This is a genomic window from Streptomyces sp. NPDC051576 (assembly GCF_040681835.1).
Classification (GTDB): Bacteria; Actinomycetota; Actinomycetes; order Streptomycetales; family Streptomycetaceae; genus Streptomyces.
The window spans coordinates 220,036-236,973 of record NZ_JBFAZO010000014.1 but is presented as its reverse complement, the minus strand read 5'-3'; the positions used below and the strand labels follow the sequence as shown (position 1 = coordinate 236,973).

17 protein-coding genes are annotated in these 16,938 nt (G+C 70.0%); 8 read left to right on the top strand and 9 right to left on the bottom strand.

Features of this window, described 5'->3' with window-relative positions; all coding sequences use genetic code 11:
* The first annotated feature begins 1 nt into the window (after position 1).
* The 7 genes from AB0M63_RS38245 (at position 2) to AB0M63_RS38215 (ending at position 7,844) form a co-directional block, all read left to right on the top strand.
* A complete protein-coding gene (locus AB0M63_RS38245; protein WP_366022582.1) occupies positions 2 to 1,003 on the top strand; it encodes a proline racemase family protein in 1,002 nt (333 codons plus the stop codon).
* Positions 1,004 to 1,106: 103 nt separating this feature from the next.
* On the top strand, positions 1,107 to 1,802 hold the full coding sequence (locus tag AB0M63_RS38240) for a GntR family transcriptional regulator (protein ID WP_366022581.1): 696 nt from the start codon (positions 1,107 to 1,109) through the stop codon (positions 1,800 to 1,802).
* 82 nt (positions 1,803 to 1,884) lie between these two features.
* A complete protein-coding gene (locus AB0M63_RS38235; protein WP_355923208.1) occupies positions 1,885 to 2,883 on the top strand; it encodes a LacI family DNA-binding transcriptional regulator in 999 nt (332 codons plus the stop codon).
* Positions 2,884 to 2,993: 110 nt separating this feature from the next.
* A complete protein-coding gene (locus AB0M63_RS38230) occupies positions 2,994 to 4,340 on the top strand; it encodes an extracellular solute-binding protein (RefSeq protein ID WP_355923210.1) in 1,347 nt (448 codons plus the stop codon).
* 4 nt (positions 4,341 to 4,344) lie between these two features.
* Entirely contained in the window at positions 4,345 to 5,301 is a 957-nt protein-coding gene (locus tag AB0M63_RS38225; RefSeq protein WP_366022580.1) for a sugar ABC transporter permease, read from the top strand.
* Positions 5,298 to 6,176, top strand: coding sequence for a carbohydrate ABC transporter permease (locus tag AB0M63_RS38220; RefSeq protein WP_355924075.1), 879 nt, complete (start codon positions 5,298 to 5,300; stop codon positions 6,174 to 6,176). The genes AB0M63_RS38225 and AB0M63_RS38220 overlap by 4 nt, the downstream gene beginning before the upstream one ends.
* 39 nt (positions 6,177 to 6,215) lie before the next feature.
* Positions 6,216 to 7,844, top strand: a complete 1,629-nt coding sequence (locus tag AB0M63_RS38215; protein ID WP_366022579.1) for a glycoside hydrolase family 13 protein — start codon at positions 6,216 to 6,218, stop codon at positions 7,842 to 7,844.
* Here AB0M63_RS38215 and AB0M63_RS38210 read toward each other — a convergent pair.
* From AB0M63_RS38210 to AB0M63_RS38195, 4 genes are read right to left on the bottom strand one after another with little or no spacing between them, the layout of a single operon-like run.
* Positions 7,813 to 8,640, bottom strand: coding sequence for an ABC transporter ATP-binding protein (locus tag AB0M63_RS38210; protein ID WP_366022578.1), 828 nt, complete (start codon positions 8,638 to 8,640; stop codon positions 7,813 to 7,815). The two genes, AB0M63_RS38215 and AB0M63_RS38210, sit on opposite strands and share 32 nt — an antisense overlap.
* A gap of 20 nt (positions 8,641 to 8,660) precedes the next feature.
* Positions 8,661 to 9,440 carry an ABC transporter permease subunit gene (locus tag AB0M63_RS38205; RefSeq protein WP_366022577.1) on the bottom strand — a complete coding sequence of 260 codons (780 nt, stop codon included), beginning with the start codon at positions 9,438 to 9,440 and terminating at the stop codon, positions 8,661 to 8,663.
* Positions 9,437 to 10,210 (bottom strand): ABC transporter permease, encoded by a 774-nt coding sequence (locus AB0M63_RS38200; protein WP_366022576.1) that lies wholly within the window; start codon positions 10,208 to 10,210, stop codon positions 9,437 to 9,439. Before AB0M63_RS38200 ends, AB0M63_RS38205 begins: the two co-directional genes overlap by 4 nt.
* Positions 10,207 to 11,175, bottom strand: coding sequence for an ABC transporter substrate-binding protein (locus tag AB0M63_RS38195; protein ID WP_355924085.1), 969 nt, complete (start codon positions 11,173 to 11,175; stop codon positions 10,207 to 10,209). Before AB0M63_RS38195 ends, AB0M63_RS38200 begins: the two co-directional genes overlap by 4 nt.
* A gap of 200 nt (positions 11,176 to 11,375) precedes the next feature.
* On the opposite strand from AB0M63_RS38195, the gene AB0M63_RS38190 reads away from it, so the two are divergent.
* Positions 11,376 to 12,149 (top strand): IclR family transcriptional regulator C-terminal domain-containing protein, encoded by a 774-nt coding sequence (locus AB0M63_RS38190; RefSeq protein WP_355924087.1) that lies wholly within the window; start codon positions 11,376 to 11,378, stop codon positions 12,147 to 12,149.
* On the opposite strand, the gene AB0M63_RS38185 is transcribed toward AB0M63_RS38190, so the two are convergent.
* The 5 genes from AB0M63_RS38185 to AB0M63_RS38165 all read right to left on the bottom strand — a co-directional run bounded on the left by AB0M63_RS38185 (position 12,100) and on the right by AB0M63_RS38165 (position 16,828).
* On the bottom strand, positions 12,100 to 13,035 hold the full coding sequence (locus tag AB0M63_RS38185; RefSeq protein ID WP_366022575.1) for a PDR/VanB family oxidoreductase: 936 nt from the start codon (positions 13,033 to 13,035) through the stop codon (positions 12,100 to 12,102). The two genes, AB0M63_RS38190 and AB0M63_RS38185, sit on opposite strands and share 50 nt — an antisense overlap.
* Positions 13,032 to 13,214: a hypothetical protein gene (locus tag AB0M63_RS38180; RefSeq protein WP_355924091.1), complete on the bottom strand. Its 183-nt coding sequence runs from the start codon at positions 13,212 to 13,214 to the stop codon at positions 13,032 to 13,034. Before AB0M63_RS38180 ends, AB0M63_RS38185 begins: the two co-directional genes overlap by 4 nt.
* Positions 13,211 to 14,275, bottom strand: coding sequence for an aromatic ring-hydroxylating dioxygenase subunit alpha (locus AB0M63_RS38175; RefSeq protein ID WP_366022574.1), 1,065 nt, complete (start codon positions 14,273 to 14,275; stop codon positions 13,211 to 13,213). The genes AB0M63_RS38180 and AB0M63_RS38175 overlap by 4 nt, the downstream gene beginning before the upstream one ends.
* 139 nt (positions 14,276 to 14,414) lie before the next feature.
* Positions 14,415 to 15,653 carry an MFS transporter gene (locus AB0M63_RS38170; protein WP_355924095.1) on the bottom strand — a complete coding sequence of 413 codons (1,239 nt, stop codon included), beginning with the start codon at positions 15,651 to 15,653 and terminating at the stop codon, positions 14,415 to 14,417.
* On the bottom strand, positions 15,650 to 16,828 hold the full coding sequence (locus AB0M63_RS38165) for an amino acid deaminase/aldolase (protein ID WP_366022662.1): 1,179 nt from the start codon (positions 16,826 to 16,828) through the stop codon (positions 15,650 to 15,652). Before AB0M63_RS38165 ends, AB0M63_RS38170 begins: the two co-directional genes overlap by 4 nt.
* Positions 16,829 to 16,938 lie beyond the last annotated feature (110 nt).

Here is a 16,938-nt window from a genome sequence, read left to right as displayed (position 1 = left end):
CATGCGCAGCACACTCGTCCTGCACGCCGTCGACTCGCACACCGAGGGCATGCCCACCCGGGTGATCACCGGCGGCATCGGCACCATCCCCGGCGCGACCATGAACGAGCGGCGGCTGTACTTCCGCGAACACCGCGACCACATCCGGCAGTTCCTGATGAACGAACCGCGCGGCCACTCCGCGATGAGCGGCGCGATCCTCCAGCCGCCCACCCGCCCGGACTGCGACTGGGGCGTCGTCTACATCGAGGTCTCCGGCTATCTGCCGATGTGCGGGCACGGCACGATCGGCGTGGCCACCGTGCTCGTCGAGACCGGCATGGTCGAGGTCGTCGAGCCGGTCACCACGATCCGGCTCGACACCCCGGCCGGACTCGTCGTCGCCGAGGTCGCGGTCGAGAACGGCGCCGCGAAGAACGTCACCCTCAGGAACGTCCCGTCGTTCTCCGTCGGCCTGGACCGCAAGGCCACCCTCGCCGACGGGCGGACGGTGACATACGACATGGCGTACGGCGGCAACTTCTACGCCATCCTGCCGCTGGACCAGTTCGAGCTGCCCTTCGACCGGTCCCGCAAGGACGACATCATCAAGGCGGGCCTGTCACTCATGGACGCGATCAACGCGCGGGACGAGCCCGTCCACCCGGAGGACCCCTCCATCCGCGGCTGTCATCACGTCCACCTGTACGCGCCCGGCGCCACCGCTCAGCACTCGCGGCACGCGATGGCGATCCACCCGGGCTGGTTCGACCGCTCGCCCTGTGGCACGGGCACCAGCGCCCGCATGGCACAGCTCCACGCACGGGGTGAACTCCCGCTGCACACCGAGTTCGTGAACGAGTCCTTCATCGGGACACGGTTCACCGGGCGGCTGCTGGACACCACCGAGGTCGCCGGCCTCCCCGCCGTCCTGCCCAGCTTCACCGGGCGAGCGTGGGTCACCGGCACCGCCCAGTACCTGCTCGATCCCACCGACCCGTTCCCGGGCGGATTCGTCCTCTAGCTCGGGGATAATGGGGGCAATGTCACGCGTGACATTGCATCACGCATGACCCGTACCGTGCCTGACGTGCGGCATGTGTGACATTGCACCACTAGGAGACCCGATGGCCGCCCAGCGCACCAGTGCCCCGCCCGCCACCGCTCCGGAGCTGCCCTCGCTGGGCGGCACGAAGAGCAGCTACCGCGAGCGGGTCGCCGATGCCCTGAGGGCCGCGCTGATCGCGGGCGAACTGCGGCCGGGCGAGGTGTACTCCGCGCCGACGCTCGCCGCCCGCTTCGGTGTCTCGGCGACCCCGGTGCGCGAGGCCATGCTGGACCTCGCCAAGGAGGGGCTGGTCGACACCGTCCCGAACAAGGGGTTCCGGGTCACCGCGGTCTCCGAGAGGCAGCTCGACGAGTACACCCACATCCGCGCGCTGATCGAGATCCCCACGGTGGTGGGGCTGGCCGCCGGCACCGACCCCGTGTCGCTGGAGGCGCTGCGTCCGGCCGCCCGGGAGATCGTCGGCGCCGCCGTGACCGGTGACCTCATCGCGTACGTCGAGGCCGACACCCGCTTCCATCTCGCGCTGCTCGCCCTGGCCGGCAACGCCCATCTCGTCGAGGTCGTCGGCGACCTGCGGAAGCGCTCCCGCCTCTACGGGCTGACCGCTCTCGTCGAGGCCGGACGCCTGCTGGCCTCCGCCCAGGAGCATCTGGAACTCCTCGACGCCCTGCTGGACCGGGACGAGCGGGCTGTACGCGAGATCATGACCCGCCACCTCGGGCATGTCCGCGGACTGTGGGCCGCCCACGACTGACCGGCACCGGTAACACCGATCCGTTTCTTTCTTCCGCCCGATAACGCAAACCACTTGCGTATCTTGCGCTATTCTTGCGCGCATGACGCGACGACTTGCTGAGGTGGCGAAGAAGGTCGGGGTCAGTGAGGCCACGGTCAGCCGGGTGCTCAACGGCAAACCGGGAGTCTCCGAGCCGACCCGACAGGCGGTGCTCTCCGCCCTGGACGTCCTCGGCTACGAGCGGCCCACCCAACTGCGCGGTGAACGCGCGCGGCTCGTGGGACTGGTGCTGCCCGAGCTGCAGAACCCCATCTTCCCCGCCTTCGCCGAGGTGATCGGCGGCGCGCTCGCCCAACTCGGCCTCACCCCGGTGCTGTGCACCCAGACCAAGGGCGGCGTCTCCGAGGCCGACTACGTGACCCTGCTGCTGGAACAGCAGGTCTCCGGAGTGGTCTTCGCCGGCGGTCTCTACGCGCAGGCGGACGCGCCGCACGACCACTACCGGCTGCTCGCCGAGCGCAACATCCCGGTCGTCCTGGTCAACGCGGCCATCGACCACCTCGGTTTCCCCGCCGTCTCGTGCGACGACGCGGTCGCCGTCGAGCAGGCCTGGCGGCACCTCGCCTCCCTCGGGCACGAGCGCATCGGGCTCGTCCTCGGACCGGCCGACCACATGCCGTCGGCGCGGAAACTGGCCGCCGCCCGGGCCCTGGCCGGGGACCTGCCGGACGAGTTCGTCGCGCGGGCCATCTTCTCCATCGAGGGCGGCCACGCCGCCGCCTCCCGGCTGATCGACCGGGGCGTCACCGGCATCATCTGCGCCAGTGACCCGCTCGCCCTGGGTGCCATAAGGGCCGCTCGCCGCAAGGGACTTGACGTACCGTCACAGATCTCTGTCGTCGGTTACGACGACTCCGCCTTCATGAACTGCACCGAGCCCCCGCTGACCACCGTCCGCCAGCCCATCGAAGCCATGGGCCGGGCGGCCGTGGAGCTGCTGAACTCTCAGGTCGGCGGCACCGCCGTACCCGCCGAGGAGCTCCTCTTCGAACCGGAACTGGTGGTCCGCGGTTCCACCGCGCAAGCGCCGCGCGGCTGAGAGCCGTCGCGCTGTCGAATAATTACAGATTCTGCGCGACATCTTGCGGACAGGTGTCGGCGGTGCTTGAGTGTGCGGCGCCCACCGCTCCTGCCCAAAGGGGTCCACCGATGAGAAGCACCGGGTTCCGCCGCACCTTCGCCGCGATCGGCGTCTGTTCGCTCGCGCTCACCGCCGCCGCCTGCGGGTCCGGCGACGACTCGGCGAGCGGCAAGACGCGCATCACGGTCAACTGCGAGCCGCCCAAGAGCGCCAAGGTCGACCGCACGTTCTTCGATTCCGACGTCGCGTCCTTCGAGAAGCAGAACCCGGACATCGACGTCGTCACGCACGACGCGTTCCCGTGCCAGGACCCGAAGACCTTCGACGCCAAACTCGCCGGCGGTCAGATGGAGGACGTGTTCTACACGTACTTCACCGACGCCAAGCACGTCGTGAACATCAACCAGGCGGCCGATCTCACGCCGTACATCAAGGAGTTGAAGAGCTACGACACTCTTCAGCGGCAACTGCGCGACATCTACACCGTCGACGGCAAGATCTACGGCATCCCCCGCACCGGCTACTCGATGGGCCTGATCTACAACCGCAAGCTCTTCCAACAGGCCGGTCTCGACCCCGACAAGCCCCCGGCCACCTGGGCCGAGGTCCGCGCCGACGCCAAGAAGATCGCCGCGCTCGGCAAGGGCACCGTCGGCTACGCCGACTACAGCGCCCAGAACCAAGGGGGTTGGCACTTCACCGCCGAGATGTACTCGCAGGGCGGTGACGTCGTCAGCGCCGACGGCAAGAAGGCCACCGTCGACACACCCCAGGGCAAGGCCGTCCTGCAGAACCTGCACGACATGCGCTGGGGCGACAACTCGATGGGCAGCAAGCAGCTCCTCGTCATCAACGACGTGCAGCAGCTCATGGGTTCGGGCAAGCTCGGCATGTACCTCTCCGCCCCGGACAACATCCCGATCCTGGTCAAGGAGAAGGGCGGCAACTACGACGACCTCGCCCTCGGCCCGATGCCCGGCGGCCAGGGCACGCTCATCGGCGGCGACGGCTACATGTTCAACAAGCACGACACGCCCGCCCAGATCCGCGCCGGCCTCAAGTGGCTCGACCACATGTTCCTGACACCCGGAACCGGCTTCCTCGGCGACTACGCCCGCGCCAAGAAGGCGAACGCACCCGTCGGACTGCCCGAGCCGCGGCTGTTCACCGGCGCCGCCGACGCCAAGGACCAGCAGGTCAAGAAGGCCAACGCCAATGTCCCGGTGCAGAACTACCAGGCCTTCCTCGACGGCAACCAGTCCCTCCAGATGAAGATCGAGCCGCCGGACGCCCAGCAGATCTACTCCGTCCTCGACGGAGCCGTCTCCGCCGTCCTCACCAAGAAGGACGCAAACATCGACCAACTCCTCAAGGACGCCTCCGGAAAGATCGACGGCATCCTGGCCCGGGGCTGACCCGATGACCCGGACGGCCACCCGGAGCCCCGTCGAGGCGACGGCGGCAGAACCGGTCCAGGCGCCGCCCCCGGCAGGGGGCCGGGGGCGGCGCCGCCTCCTGGACCAGGCCCGCGCCTACGCGTTCCTCATCGGCGGGCTCCTCTGCTTCGCCCTGTTCTCCTGGTACCCGGCGATCCGCGCGGTCGTGATCGCCTTCCAGAAGTACACGCCGGGCTCCTCGCCAGAGTGGGTCGGTACCGCCAACTTCACCCGTGTCTGGCACGACCCCGAGTTCACCGCCGCCTGGCGCAACACCCTCGTCTTCACCCTGCTGGCCCTGCTCATCGGCTTCGCGATCCCGTTCGTACTCGCCCTGGTCCTCAACGAGTTGAGGCACTGGAAGGCGTTCTTCAGGATCGTCGTCTACCTCCCCGTGATGATCCCGCCGGTGGTCACCGCCCTGCTGTGGAAGTGGTTCTACGACCCCGGGGCGGGCCTCGCCAACGAGACGCTGCGCTTCCTGCACCTGCCCACCTCGAACTGGTCCAACGGCACCGACACCGCCCTCATCTCCCTGGTCATCGTGGCCACTTGGGCCAACATGGGCGGCACCGTCCTGATCTATCTGGCCGCGCTCCAGTCCATCCCCGGCGAGCTGTACGAGGCCGCCGAACTCGACGGCGCGAGCCTCCTCCAGCGCGTGCGGTACGTGACGATCCCTCAGACCCGCTTCGTCATCCTGATGCTGATGCTCCTTCAGATCATCGCCACGATGCAGGTGTTCACGGAACCGTTCGTCATCACGGGCGGCGGCCCGGAGAACGCCACGGTCACCGTCCTCTACCTGATCTACAAATACGCCTTCCTCTACAACGACTTCGGCGGCGCCTGCGCGCTCAGCGTGATGCTCCTCGTGCTGCTCGGCGTCTTCTCCGCCGGGTATCTGCGGCTGACCCGCTCCGGAGAGGACGACCTGTGACCGCCACCCGTACGCTGCTCTCCCCGGCGACACTCGGCCGGCCCCGCGGCCGGGCCGTCTACTGGACCGTGTTCACCGGCGTCGTCGTGCTCTTCGCGCTCGCCTTCCTCTTCCCCGTCTACTGGATGGTCACCGGCGCCATGAAGTCGCCGGACGAGGTGGCGCGGACCCCGCCCACCCTGATCCCCGAGCACTGGCACCTCAGCGGCTACACCGACGCCTGGGACCTGATGCAACTCCCGCAGCACCTGTGGAACACCGTCGTCCAGGCCGCCGGCGCCTGGGCGTTCCAACTGGTCCTGTGCACGGCGGCCGCCTACGCCCTCTCCCAACTGAAGCCCGCCTTCGGCAAGTTGATCCTCGGCGGCATCCTGGCGACGCTGATGGTCCCGGCGCAGGCCCTGGTCGTACCGAAGTACCTGACCGTCGCCGACCTCCCACTGATCCACACCAGCCTGCTCAACGACCCCCTCGGCATCTGGCTGCCGGCCGTCGCCAACGCCTTCAACCTGTATCTCCTCAAGCGGTTCTTCGACCAGCTCCCGCGCGACGTCATGGAGGCCGCCGAGATCGACGGCGCCGGAAAACTCCGCATCCTGTGGTCCATCGTGCTGCCCATGTCCCGGCCGGTGCTCGGCGTCGTGTCGATCTTCGCGCTGGTCGCCGTCTGGCAGGACTTCCTGTGGCCGCTGATGGTCTTCTCCGACACCGGCAAACAGCCGATCAGCGTGGCCCTCGTCCAGTTGTCGCAGAACATCCAACTGACCGTGCTCATCGCCGCGATGGTGATCGCGAGCATCCCCATGGTCGCCATGTTCCTGGTCTTCCAGCGCCACATCATCGCCGGGATCAGCGCGGGCAGCACGAAGGGCTGACACCGCCCCTCGACGCCCTCCGACAGAAAGGCCAGCACCGTGGGACAGCCCACCCCTGCCCTCAGCCACGACTGGTGGCGCTCCGCCGTCATCTACCAGGTGTACGTCCGCAGCTTCGCGGACGGCGACGGCGACGGCACCGGCGATCTGGCGGGCGTCCGCTCCAGACTGCCCTACCTCGCCGAACTCGGCGTGGACGCCCTGTGGTTCAACCCCTGGTATCTGTCACCGCTGAAGGACGGCGGCTACGACGTCGCCGACTACCGCGCCATCGACCCGGCCTTCGGATCGCTCGCCGAGGCCGAGAAACTCATCGCCGAGGCACGGGAGTTGGGAATCCGCACGATCGTCGACATCGTGCCCAACCATGTCTCCGACCAGCACCCGTGGTTCCGCGCCGCCCTGGCCGGCGGCCCCGAGCGTGAGCTGTTCCACTTCCGCCCGGGGCGCGGCGAGCACGGTGAACTCCCGCCCAACGACTGGCCGTCCCAGTTCGCCGGCTCCACCGAACCCGTGTGGACCCGCCTCCCCGACGGCGACTGGTACCTCCACCTCTTCACCCCCGAACAGCCCGACCTCAACTGGGCCCACCCGGCGGTGCGTCAGGAGCACGAGGACATCCTGCGGTTCTGGTTCGAGCGCGGGGTCGCGGGCGTCCGTATCGACTCGGCCGCGCTGCTCGCCAAGGACCCCGCCCTGCCCGACTTCGTCGAGGGCCGCGACCCGAACCCCTTCGTGGACCGCGACGAGCTCCACGACATCTACCGCGCCTGGCGGGCCGTCGCCGACGAGTACGACGGGGTCTTCGTCGGCGAGGTCTGGCTCCCCGACACCGAACGCTTCGCCCGCTATCTGCGCCCGGACGAACTGCACACCGCCTTCAACTTCGCCTTTCTGTCCTGCCCCTGGGACCCCGACAGGCTGCGCGCCTCGATCGACGAGACCCTCGCCGAGCACGCCCCGATCGGCGCACCCGCCACCTGGGTGCTCTGCAACCACGACGTCACCCGCACGGTCACCCGCTACGGCCGCGCCGACACCGGCTTCGACTTCGCCACCAAGGCCTTCGGCACCCCGACCGACCTCGCCCTCGGCACCCGCCGCGCCCGGGCGGCGGCCCTGCTGTCACTGGCCCTGCCCGGAGTGGTCTACCTGTACCAGGGGGAGGAGTTGGGTCTGCCCGAGGTCGAGCTGCCGGTCGACCGCATACAGGATCCGATGTACCTCAGGTCGGGCGGCACCGACCCCGGCCGCGACGGCTGCCGGGTGCCGCTGCCCTGGGTGGCCGACGCGCCGTACGCGGGCTTCGGCTCGCGCGGTGAACCGTGGCTTCCGCAGCCGGTCGGCTGGACGTCGTATGCGGTCGACCGTCAGCAGCGGACCGTCGACTCCATGCTCCACCTCTACCGTGAGGCGATCCGCCTCCGCCCGGCCTTCGGCAACAGCCCTCTCACCTGGCTGCCCGCCCCCGAAGGCGTCCTCGCCTTCACCCGCACGGACGGCGCGACCTGCGTGGTCAACCTGTCGGACACACCCGCCGAACTCCCGCCGTACACCCAACTCCTGCTCACCAGCGGCCCCTTGGACGACCGGGGCCGCCTCCCGCGGGACACGGCTGCCTGGCTTCGCAGCGCCGTCAGCGAAGGGGAGGCGTATCGGACTTGGTGAGCGCGTCCTGGACCGGGAGCGTCCCGCGCTTCGCCGCCTGGATCTGCTCGTAGACATGGGTCCGCAGTTCGGCGAAGCGCGGGGCGACCCGGGTGTGCAACTGGTCGCGCTCCACGGGCAGATCGACCTTCAGCTGCTCCTGCACGACGGTCGGGGACGCGGACAGGACTACCACCCGCTCGCCCAGGTACACGGCCTCGTCGATGTCGTGCGTCACGAACAGGATCGTGATCCCGCGCTCCCGCCACAACCCCCGTACCAGGTCCTCCAGATCGGCCCGGGTCTGCGCGTCCACCGCCGCGAACGGCTCGTCCATCAAGAGGACTTCGGGCTCGTAGGCGAGCGCGCGGGCGATCGCGACGCGCTGCTGCATACCGCCCGACAGCTGCCACGGATATGCTCCCGCGGCATCCGTCAGCCCCACCGACTCCAGCGCGTCCGCGACCAGCTCGCGCCGGCGCGCCTTGGTCAACGCCTTCTGCTTGAGGGGGAGTTCGATGTTCTCGGCGACCCGCATCCAGGGGAACAGGCTGCGCCCGTACTCCTGGAACACGAACGCCATCCCGGGCGGCGGACCGCTCACCTTCTGGCCGCTCAGGCGGACTTCGCCCCCGGTCGGGGTGAGCAGTCCGCCCATGCACTTCAGGAGGGTCGTCTTGCCGCAGCCCGACGGGCCGACGAGACAGACGAGTTCACCGGTGTCGACGGTGAACGTGAGGTCCCGCACCGCCTCCACCCGGCGACCGGAGCCCTCGTAGACCTTGTTCAGGCCGGATACGTCGAGTAGCGCGTGCATGGACCGCCCTTTCACGATGTTCACGGGGACCGGCGGGTGGCCGCGCGCAGACCGTGATACCAGCCGAGCACCCGCCGCTCGACCACCTGGAAGACGACGGAGAGCAGGAATCCCAGCATCCCGAGGACGAGGATGCCGGTCCACATGTCGGGGATCGCGAAGCTGCGCTGGAACTGGACGACGGCGTAGCCCAGTCCGTCCGTGGCGCCGAACATCTCGCTGATGACCATGAGGATGATCCCGATGGACAGCGCCTGGCGCAGCCCCGCGAAGATCTGCGGGCTCGCCGCGCGCAGCACCAGGTTCCGCAGGCGGGCGGTGCCCGTGATGCCGTAGGAGAGGGCCGTCTCCTGCATCACCGGGTCGACCGCGCGGACGCCCTCGACGGTGTTGAGGAGGACGGGCCAGACGCAGCCGCTCGCGATGACCACGATCTTCATCGTGTCGCCGATGCCCGCGAACAGCATGATGACCGGGACCAGCACCGGTGGCGGCACCGCGCGCAGGAACTCCAGGACCGGTTCGCACACCGCCCGCACCCGCCGGTAGGAGCCGATCAGGGTGCCGAGCGCGACCCCGGCCACGGCGGCGCCCGCGTAGCCGGCCGCGAGCCGCCACACGCTGGGCAGGACGTCGGACTTCAGCCGGTCGCCGGTCCACACGTCGGGGAAGGTCCGCAGGGTGGTGCGCAGCGGCGGCCAGTACACATTGGTACTGCCGTCCGAAGCCAGCCACCATACGGCGACCAGTACCGCCGGTAGTGCGACGACGAACAGCAGCCGGATCAGAACCCGCCTCACACCGCCACCTCCCCGCGCACCGACTGGTGCCAGGCCAGCGCCCGCCGCTCCACCGTGCGCGCGCCCACGTTGATGAGCAGCCCCAGCAGCCCGGTGACCACGATCAGGGCATACATCTCGGGCACCGCCTGCGAGGTCTGCGCGACCGCGATGGTCGCCCCCAACCCCGGTGCCCCGATGACCAGTTCGGCGGTGATGGTGAGGATCAGCGCGACGGCCGCCGCCAGCCGCACACCCGTCATGACGTACGGCAGCGCGCTCGGCCACAGCACGTGCCGCACCCGGGCCCAGGTGCCCAGGCCGTAGGACCGTGCCGTCTCCTCGGCGACCGGGTCGACGTCCTGGACGCCGTAGAGGACCTGGATGAGGATCTGCCAGAAGGAGGCGTAGACGACGAGCAGGAGCACCGACTTGAGTTCGGTGCCGTACAGCAGCACCGCGAGCGGGATGAGGGCGACCGAGGGGATCGGGCGCAGGAACTCGATCGTCGAGGCCGTCGCCTCGCGCAGGTGCGGGACGACGGAGAGCAGGACGCCGACGACGATGCCCGCGCCGACGGCGATCGCGAGGCCGAGGGCCCAGCCGGTGAGGGTGTCGCCGAGCGCCGACCAGAACGCGCCGTCCTTCAGCTCGTCCCAGAACGCGGAGGCGATCCTGCTCGTCGGCGGGAAGTAGGCCTCCTTGACGATGCCGACGCGCGGCACGACCTCGCCGAGAGCGAGGAAGGCCGCGAGTCCGGCCGCACCGAGTGCGGTGTTCAGTCCCTTCACGGGAGCAGCGTGTCCAGGTCGGGGGACTTCTTGAAGAGCCCGTCGGACTGGCTGAGCTTCTCCAGCGCCTCGATCGAGGAACGGTTCGGGTCGGCAGGCCACTTGGGCAGGATCACCTTGGCCAGCACGCTCGCGGGAACCTTGGTGTAGGTGGCGACGATCTGCCGGACCTCGTCCGGGTGGGCGTCGGCGTAGGCCAGGGACTCGGCGGTGGCCTCCTGGAACTCCTTGACGACGGCCGGGTTCTTCGTGGCGTAGGTCTGCGAGGTGAAGTACATGGCGACGGTGAGGTCCTTCGCCACGTCGACCATCGGCCAGGCGATCTGCTGCGCGCCCTGGCCCAGCATGGTGGTGAGCGCGGGTTCGACGGCCATCGCGGCGTCGATCTGGCCCTTGTCGAGCGCGGCGGGCATCTGGTCGAAGGCCAGCTCGACGAACTTCACCTTGTCCGGGTCGCCGCCGGCCTTGCGGACGGATTCGCGTACGGCCGTCTCGTTGATGTTCTTCAGCGTGTTGACCGCGACCTTCTTGCCCTCCAGTTCCTTCGCCGACTTGAGGGTGCTGCCCTTCTTGACGACCAGGGCCCCGAAGTCCTTGCCGGACACGCCCGTTGAGGCGACGCCGTTGGCGATGGCCTTCACGGGGACGTCGTTGGTCTGGGCGAGCATCAGCGAGGTCATGTTGGAGAAGCCGAACTGGAACTGGCCGCTGACCACACCCGGCACGATGGCCGCGCCGCCCTGCGCGAGGGTCGTGGTCAGTTTCAGGCCGTGCTTGGTGTAGAAGCCCTTCTTCTGGCCGAGATAGAGCGGCGCGACATCGACGATGGGGATGACCCCCACCTTGACCGTGGTGATGCCCCCGGACGACGTGCTCTTCGACGTGCTTGAGCCGTCGGACGAGCCACAGGCCGCGGTGGCGAGCAGGAATGTGCCGGCCGTGAGACCGGCGAGCAGACGACGCATGGCTCCTCCTGTGCAGACATCGGTGTTCCGACAGGCTGTGCGCACAGCGCACAGTGGTGCTCTTCTTGGTGCTCAGCGGGAACGTAGAACCCGGCGTCCGATCCGGTCAATGGTTTGGCTAACAAAATTGTTGACAGTTATCGAATCGCGCTTCTACCGTGCTCCCGGAGCGCACTTCGTGCGTCCGTCTGGAGGCGACGATGCCTGCGGCAGTCCGCGCACCGCACTTCGTGAGGTCCTTCGAGCGCGGTCTCGCCGTCATCCGCTCCTTCGACGCCGAGCACCCCGCCCGGACGCTCAGCGAGGTGGCGCGCGCCTGCGAGCTGACCCGCGCGGCCGCCCGCCGGCTGCTGCTGACCCTGGCCGACCTCGGCTATGTCCAGTCCGACGGGCGCCTGTTCCGGCTCACCCCGCGCGTCCTGGAGCTCGGCTACTCCTACCTCGCCGGCTCCACCCTGCCGCAGATCGTGGCCCCGCATCTGGAGCAACTCGTCGCGCGGACAGGGGAGTCGGCGTCCCTGTGCGTCCTCGACGGCGACGACGTCGTCCACGTCGCCGCGCTTCCGGCCCGCCGCATTCTGGCCGCCACGATCACCGTCGGCACCCGCCACCCGGCCCGGGCCACCGCCGTCGGCCGGGTGCTCCTGGCCCACCTACCGGATGCGGAACTGGACGCCCGGTCGCCGACCGACGTGCTGCGCAAGGAACTTCGGCGGATACGGCACGAGGGGTACGCGCTCCTCGACGAGGAACTGGAGGAGGGGCTCAGAGCGGTCGCCGCCCCGGTGCGGGACCGGGACGGCGCGGTGGTCGCCGGCGTGAGCGTCGGGGCGCACGCCGGCCGGCACTCCGCCGACGCCGTACGGCGGGACCTGCTGCCTCAGTTGCTGGCGGCGGTGGCGCGGATCGACGACGATCTGCGGATCACAGATCGAGCACGAGCCGCTTCCCCAGACAGCGCGAGACACAGATGAGCATCGTCTCGCCGGCCGCCCGCTCCTCCTCGCTCAGCACCGAGTCCCGGTGGTCCGGGGTGCCTTCGAGGACGTCGGTCTCGCAGGTCCCGCAGGTGCCCTCGGTGCAGGAGAAGAGCACCTCGACCCCGGCGGCGCGCACGGTGTCGAGCACGGACACCCCGGCCGGGACGGTGACCGTCCTGCCGCTCTGCTCCAGCACCACCTCGAACTCGCTGTCGGCGCCCGTCTGTCGGACCTTCGGCTGGAACCGCTCCACCCGCAGGATCCCGCTCGGGCACCGCTCCTCGACCGCGTCGAGCAGCGGCCCGGGTCCGCAGCAGTAGACGAGGGTGCCCTCGGGGACGCCGTCGAGGACCGACGGCAGGTCCAGCAGCCCGACCTCGTCCTGCGGGGCGAGGGTGACGCGCTCGCCGTAGCGGCTCAACTCCCCGACGAACGCCAGGGATTCGCGAGTGCGACCGCCGTAGAGCAGGCTCCACTCCGCGCCCGCCGCCTCCGCCGCGGCCAGCATCGGCAGAAGGGGGGTGATGCCGATGCCGCCCGCGACGAAGCGGTAGCGCGGCGCGGGCTCCAGCCGGAAGTGGTTGCGCGGACCGCGCACCCGCACCTTGTCGCCCTGCCCCAACTCCTCGTGCACATAGGCCGATCCACCCCGCCCGGCCGGCTCCCGCAGCACCGCGATCCGCCAGGCCGTACGGTCCGCGGGGTCGCCGCACAGCGAGTACTGGCGCTCCAGACCGGGGCCGAGCACGACGTCGATGTGCGCACCCGGCTCCCAGGTGGGGAGTTGCTCGCCGAGCGGGTGGCGCAGGGTGAGGGCGAGCACGCCGTCGGCCGCGAACTCCCGTTCCGCCACGACGAGTTCGGTCTCGTGGTCGGTCATGTGCCGGCTCCCTGTGGCTGGTCGTCGACCGCGTGGCCGCGGGGGTGGGCGAGCATCCACTCCCACATCTCGATCGGGTCCTGCGAGGTGTGCTCGCGGCCGCAGTGACAGGTGCCGTGCAGGACGTCGGTGCCCGGCAGCCAGTCGATGCGGTAGACCTCGCCGGTCGGAGCGGTCACTGGACCCTCTCCACGGGCTTGGCGCCCTCCTCGACCAGCCGGGCGAGGATACGGCGGGCGGCGAGACCACCGGTGTCGATGTTGATGCTCAGCTCCTGATAGCCGCTGCGCTCCGAACCCAGCGTCTTCTGAAGGAGGTTGAGCGCGTCCACGTCCTGCATCACGACCGTGTGGTTGTTGCTCCGCAGGAACTCGGTGACCTCGGCGTCGTCGGTGGCCCAGTCGCGGGAGACCGCCCAGAAGTCGTACACCTTGCCGTCCGACGAGGGCGTGATGGCGTAGGTGATCTCGGTGTGGAAGCCGTTCGGGTCGCTGCCGTCCGCCTCGGGGAGCACGCCGACCGGGGCGATCCGGCTGTGCAGGAGGTAGAGGCAGGGCGCGTGGTACTCGATGTCCTGCCAGCGCGTGATCCGCCCGGATATCCCCGTGGACCTTGCGTAGAACGGCGGGCACTCGGCGTCGTCCATGTGCCGGCTCACCCGTACGACGCCCGCGCCCTCGTCGACCTCAGTGGTGATCGGGGTCTCGGCGACCTCGGGGGAGCCGATGTAACCGCCGTGCAGATATGTCTCGTGGGAGAGGTCGAGGAGGTTGTCGACGAGGAGGCCGTAGTCGGCGTCGATCGGCTCCATGCCGCTGACCGTGACCCAGTCGGGGGAGGCGAGGTGCGGGGCGCGGGGGAGGACCTGCGGGTCGGCGAGGGCCGGGTCGCCGATCCACACCCAGATCAGCGCGTCCTGCTCGGCCACCGGGTACGAGGCGACGCGGGCGGTGCGGGGGACGCGTTTCTGCCCCGGCACGTACACACAGGCGCCCGTCGTGTCGTACGTGAACCCGTGGTACCCGCACACGATCCGGTCCCCGTCGAGCCGGCTCTCGGAGAGCGGGAACCTGCGGTGCACACAGCGGTCGTGCAGCGCGACCACGGTGCCGTCGTCCTCGGTGCGGTAGAAGACGAGGGGTTCGCCGAGGATCGTCCGGCCGAGCAGGTCGCGGCCGACCTCGTGGCTGTAGGCGGCGACGTACCACTGGTTCCTGGCGAAGGCGGTCATGTGAGGCATGGCGTTCCCGTCCCTGTCGGCGGGGCATCGTCGCCCCGTGTGCCGTGGTTGGATCCAGGGTCGTGACGCCTGCCGGGGGCGGGCAAGGCGGCTTCTGCCAGACGGAAGAGGTTCCGGGAGAACGCCGGTCGGAGACGCGCTAGCGGACGGACCGGATGCGGTACACGAGCAGGGCTCCCATGGCCGCGGTCGCGCCCACGCAGGTGAACAGGAGCGGATAGCCGCGGTCCGAGGTGATGAAGAGACTCGCGATCAGCGGGGCCAGTGTGGGCGGGACGACCGTGCCGATGTTCATGATCCCCAGGTCCTGCGCCCGGCTCTCGGCGTCGGGCAGGACCTGGGTGATCAAGGCCTGGTCGACGGCCATGTAGGCGCCGAAGCCTCCGCCCATGACGGCCGACGCCACCAGCGTGACGGGGAGGTTCGGGAAGCCGGCCAGGAGGAAACCCGCGCCGGCCTGGAGCAGCGCCGCCAGCGCTACGAAGATCCGCCGTCGGCCGAGGCGGTCGGACAGCACCCCCGCCACCACCGTGGCCAGGATGCCGGCCAGGACGTAGAGGAGGGTGCAGGCCAGCAGGGATGCGGCCGGGTCGGGGACCTTCAGGGCGTCGGTCAGGAAGTAGAGCGTGTAGCAAGTGCCGAGAGAATTGGCGAGGTTGACCAGGAGCCGGCCCCCGAACGCCCAGGCGAACTCGCGTGATCGGAGCGAGCGGCCCATCGAGGTGAGCAACGCCCTTGCTCCCAGCGGAGGCTCGGAGACGCGAGCGGTGTCGCGGTGCTGCCTCAGGAACGGCACGGTGCAGACGAGCAGGCAGGCCGCCACGACGGTGTAGCCGCTCGCGGGGGTGAGGCCGAGAACGGACACCACGGCTATGCCGACCACCACGCCGAGGGCCTGAGGTCCGTAGATGACGCTGGAGACCATGCCGCGCTGTTCGGCCGGGACCCGGTCGGCGACGGTGGCGGTCAGCCCGGCCGTGGCCGCGCCGAGCCCGAGCATGGTGGCCCCCCACGCCGCGGCCACACCGGTCACCGTCGTCTGTTCGCCGGTGACGACCAGGCCGGCGGCGAACGCCAGGGCTCCGCCGGCCAGCCAGAGTCTTCGCCGCCCGAAGCGGCTGCGGGAACGGTCGCACAGTCCGCCGCACAGCGGCAGGGCGATGAGCGCGACCAGCCCCGAGACACCGTTGACGACGGCGAAGTCGCGCACCTTGGACGTCGGATCGATCGCCTCCAACTGCTGGGGGAGCAGCAGTTGGAGGGGTACGAGAGCGGCCATCCAGTACCCGAACCAGACCAGACCGAACAGGGCGGTCCAGCTCCTGGTGACGGGTTCGGTCGGCTCGTGGCCGGTGTCGGTCCCGGCGGTGCGGGTCACAGGAAGGCGTGTCCTTCGCCGCGATAGGTGGTGACCTGGTCGACGACGTCCGCGCCCGACACCAGATGGAGGGTGTTCACGCGCTCGCACAGTTCGCCCGCCTTGGCGTGCCGGAACCACACGTGGTCGCCGAGCCGCAGCCCGCGCGCGGCGGCGCCCAGCACCGGGGTCTGCACCTCCCCGGCTCCTTCCCTGGGGTTCATGCGCAGCCCGCGCGGCCAGCTCAGGGTCGGCTGGCGGTCGCGGCCGGGGGGACCGGAGGCGATCCAGCCGCCGCCTAGGACGGTGGCGGCCACGGCGTTCGGGCGTCGTACGACGGACATCACGAAGTAGGCGGCGGGGCGCGGCTTGAAGCGCCGGTAGAAGTCGAACAGCCCCGGCCCGTACAGGCCGGACCCGGCGCCGATCTCCGTGACGACGTCCTCGGCCGCCGTCTGCTCGACGGAGCCCGTGCCGCCGCCGTTGACGAACTCCAGCGGTGCGACCGCCTCGACGGCGGTGACGGCCGCGGCACGCCGGTCGGCCAGTTCCCGGGCGGAGAAGCGCTGCATGGCGCGGATCGCGGCCCGCCGCAGGGGTGACCCGGGCTGGTTGTCCCCGAGTCCGGCGATCTGGCCCTCGTACGACATGACTCCGACCAGACGGAATCCGGCTCGCTCGGTGATGGCCCGGGCGAGGGCGGCGGCCTGCGGCGGGGAGTGCACCGGCGAGCGGTACGGGCCCAGGTGGAGACGGCCGCCGGCCAGTTCCAGCGAGGCGTCCAGGTCGACGCAGACGCGCAGTTCGGGACGGGAGGCGCCCACCACCGCGTCGACGAAGTCCAGTTGGCCTACGGAGTCGATCATCAGGGTGACGCGTGCGGCGGCGCGCTCGTCCGCCGCGAGCCGCCGCAGCGCCGTGCGGTCCGTCGTCGGATATCCGACGACGACGTCCGTGTGCTCCTCGGCCAGCCAGAGGGCTTCGGGCAGGGTGAAGGCGAGGATGCCCCGGTATCCCGGCCGCCCGGCGGCGCGCCGGACGAGGTCGCGGCTGCGGACCGACTTGCTGGCCAGCCTGACGGTCGCCCGTCCGGCCGTGCGACGGGCCAGTTCCGCGGCGTTGGCGTCGAACGCGTCGAGGTCCACCACGGCGAACGGCGGCTCCAAGTGCTCGGTCGCCCGGCTCAGTTGGGTCATCCGAACCTCGCCGGTACCGGCGACGGCGGAGCCGGCCCCTGTCGTGTCCGGACCGGACATCGTGTGCGCGGTCATATCCGCACCTTTCTGGGAGGTTGGCGCCGCCGACC

Excerpts from the sequence above, each read along its gene's own strand:
- AB0M63_RS38175 (WP_366022574.1), bottom strand. The coding sequence starts at position 14,275 with ATGCCTCACATGACCGCCTTCGCCAGGAACCAGTGGTACGTCGCCGCC.
- AB0M63_RS38165 (WP_366022662.1), bottom strand. The coding sequence starts at position 16,828 with ATGACCCAACTGAGCCGGGCGACCGAGCACTTGGAGCCGCCGTTCGCC.
- AB0M63_RS38185 (WP_366022575.1), bottom strand. The coding sequence starts at position 13,035 with ATGACCGACCACGAGACCGAACTCGTCGTGGCGGAACGGGAGTTCGCG.
- AB0M63_RS38190 (WP_355924087.1), top strand. The coding sequence starts at position 11,376 with ATGCCTGCGGCAGTCCGCGCACCGCACTTCGTGAGGTCCTTCGAGCGC.
- AB0M63_RS38195 (WP_355924085.1), bottom strand. The coding sequence starts at position 11,175 with ATGCGTCGTCTGCTCGCCGGTCTCACGGCCGGCACATTCCTGCTCGCC.
- AB0M63_RS38230 (WP_355923210.1), top strand. The coding sequence starts at position 2,994 with ATGAGAAGCACCGGGTTCCGCCGCACCTTCGCCGCGATCGGCGTCTGT.
- AB0M63_RS38240 (WP_366022581.1), top strand. The coding sequence starts at position 1,107 with ATGGCCGCCCAGCGCACCAGTGCCCCGCCCGCCACCGCTCCGGAGCTG.
- AB0M63_RS38210 (WP_366022578.1), bottom strand. The coding sequence starts at position 8,640 with ATGCACGCGCTACTCGACGTATCCGGCCTGAACAAGGTCTACGAGGGC.
- AB0M63_RS38235 (WP_355923208.1), top strand. The coding sequence starts at position 1,885 with ATGACGCGACGACTTGCTGAGGTGGCGAAGAAGGTCGGGGTCAGTGAG.
- AB0M63_RS38245 (WP_366022582.1), top strand. The coding sequence starts at position 2 with ATGCGCAGCACACTCGTCCTGCACGCCGTCGACTCGCACACCGAGGGC.
- AB0M63_RS38225 (WP_366022580.1), top strand. The coding sequence starts at position 4,345 with ATGACCCGGACGGCCACCCGGAGCCCCGTCGAGGCGACGGCGGCAGAA.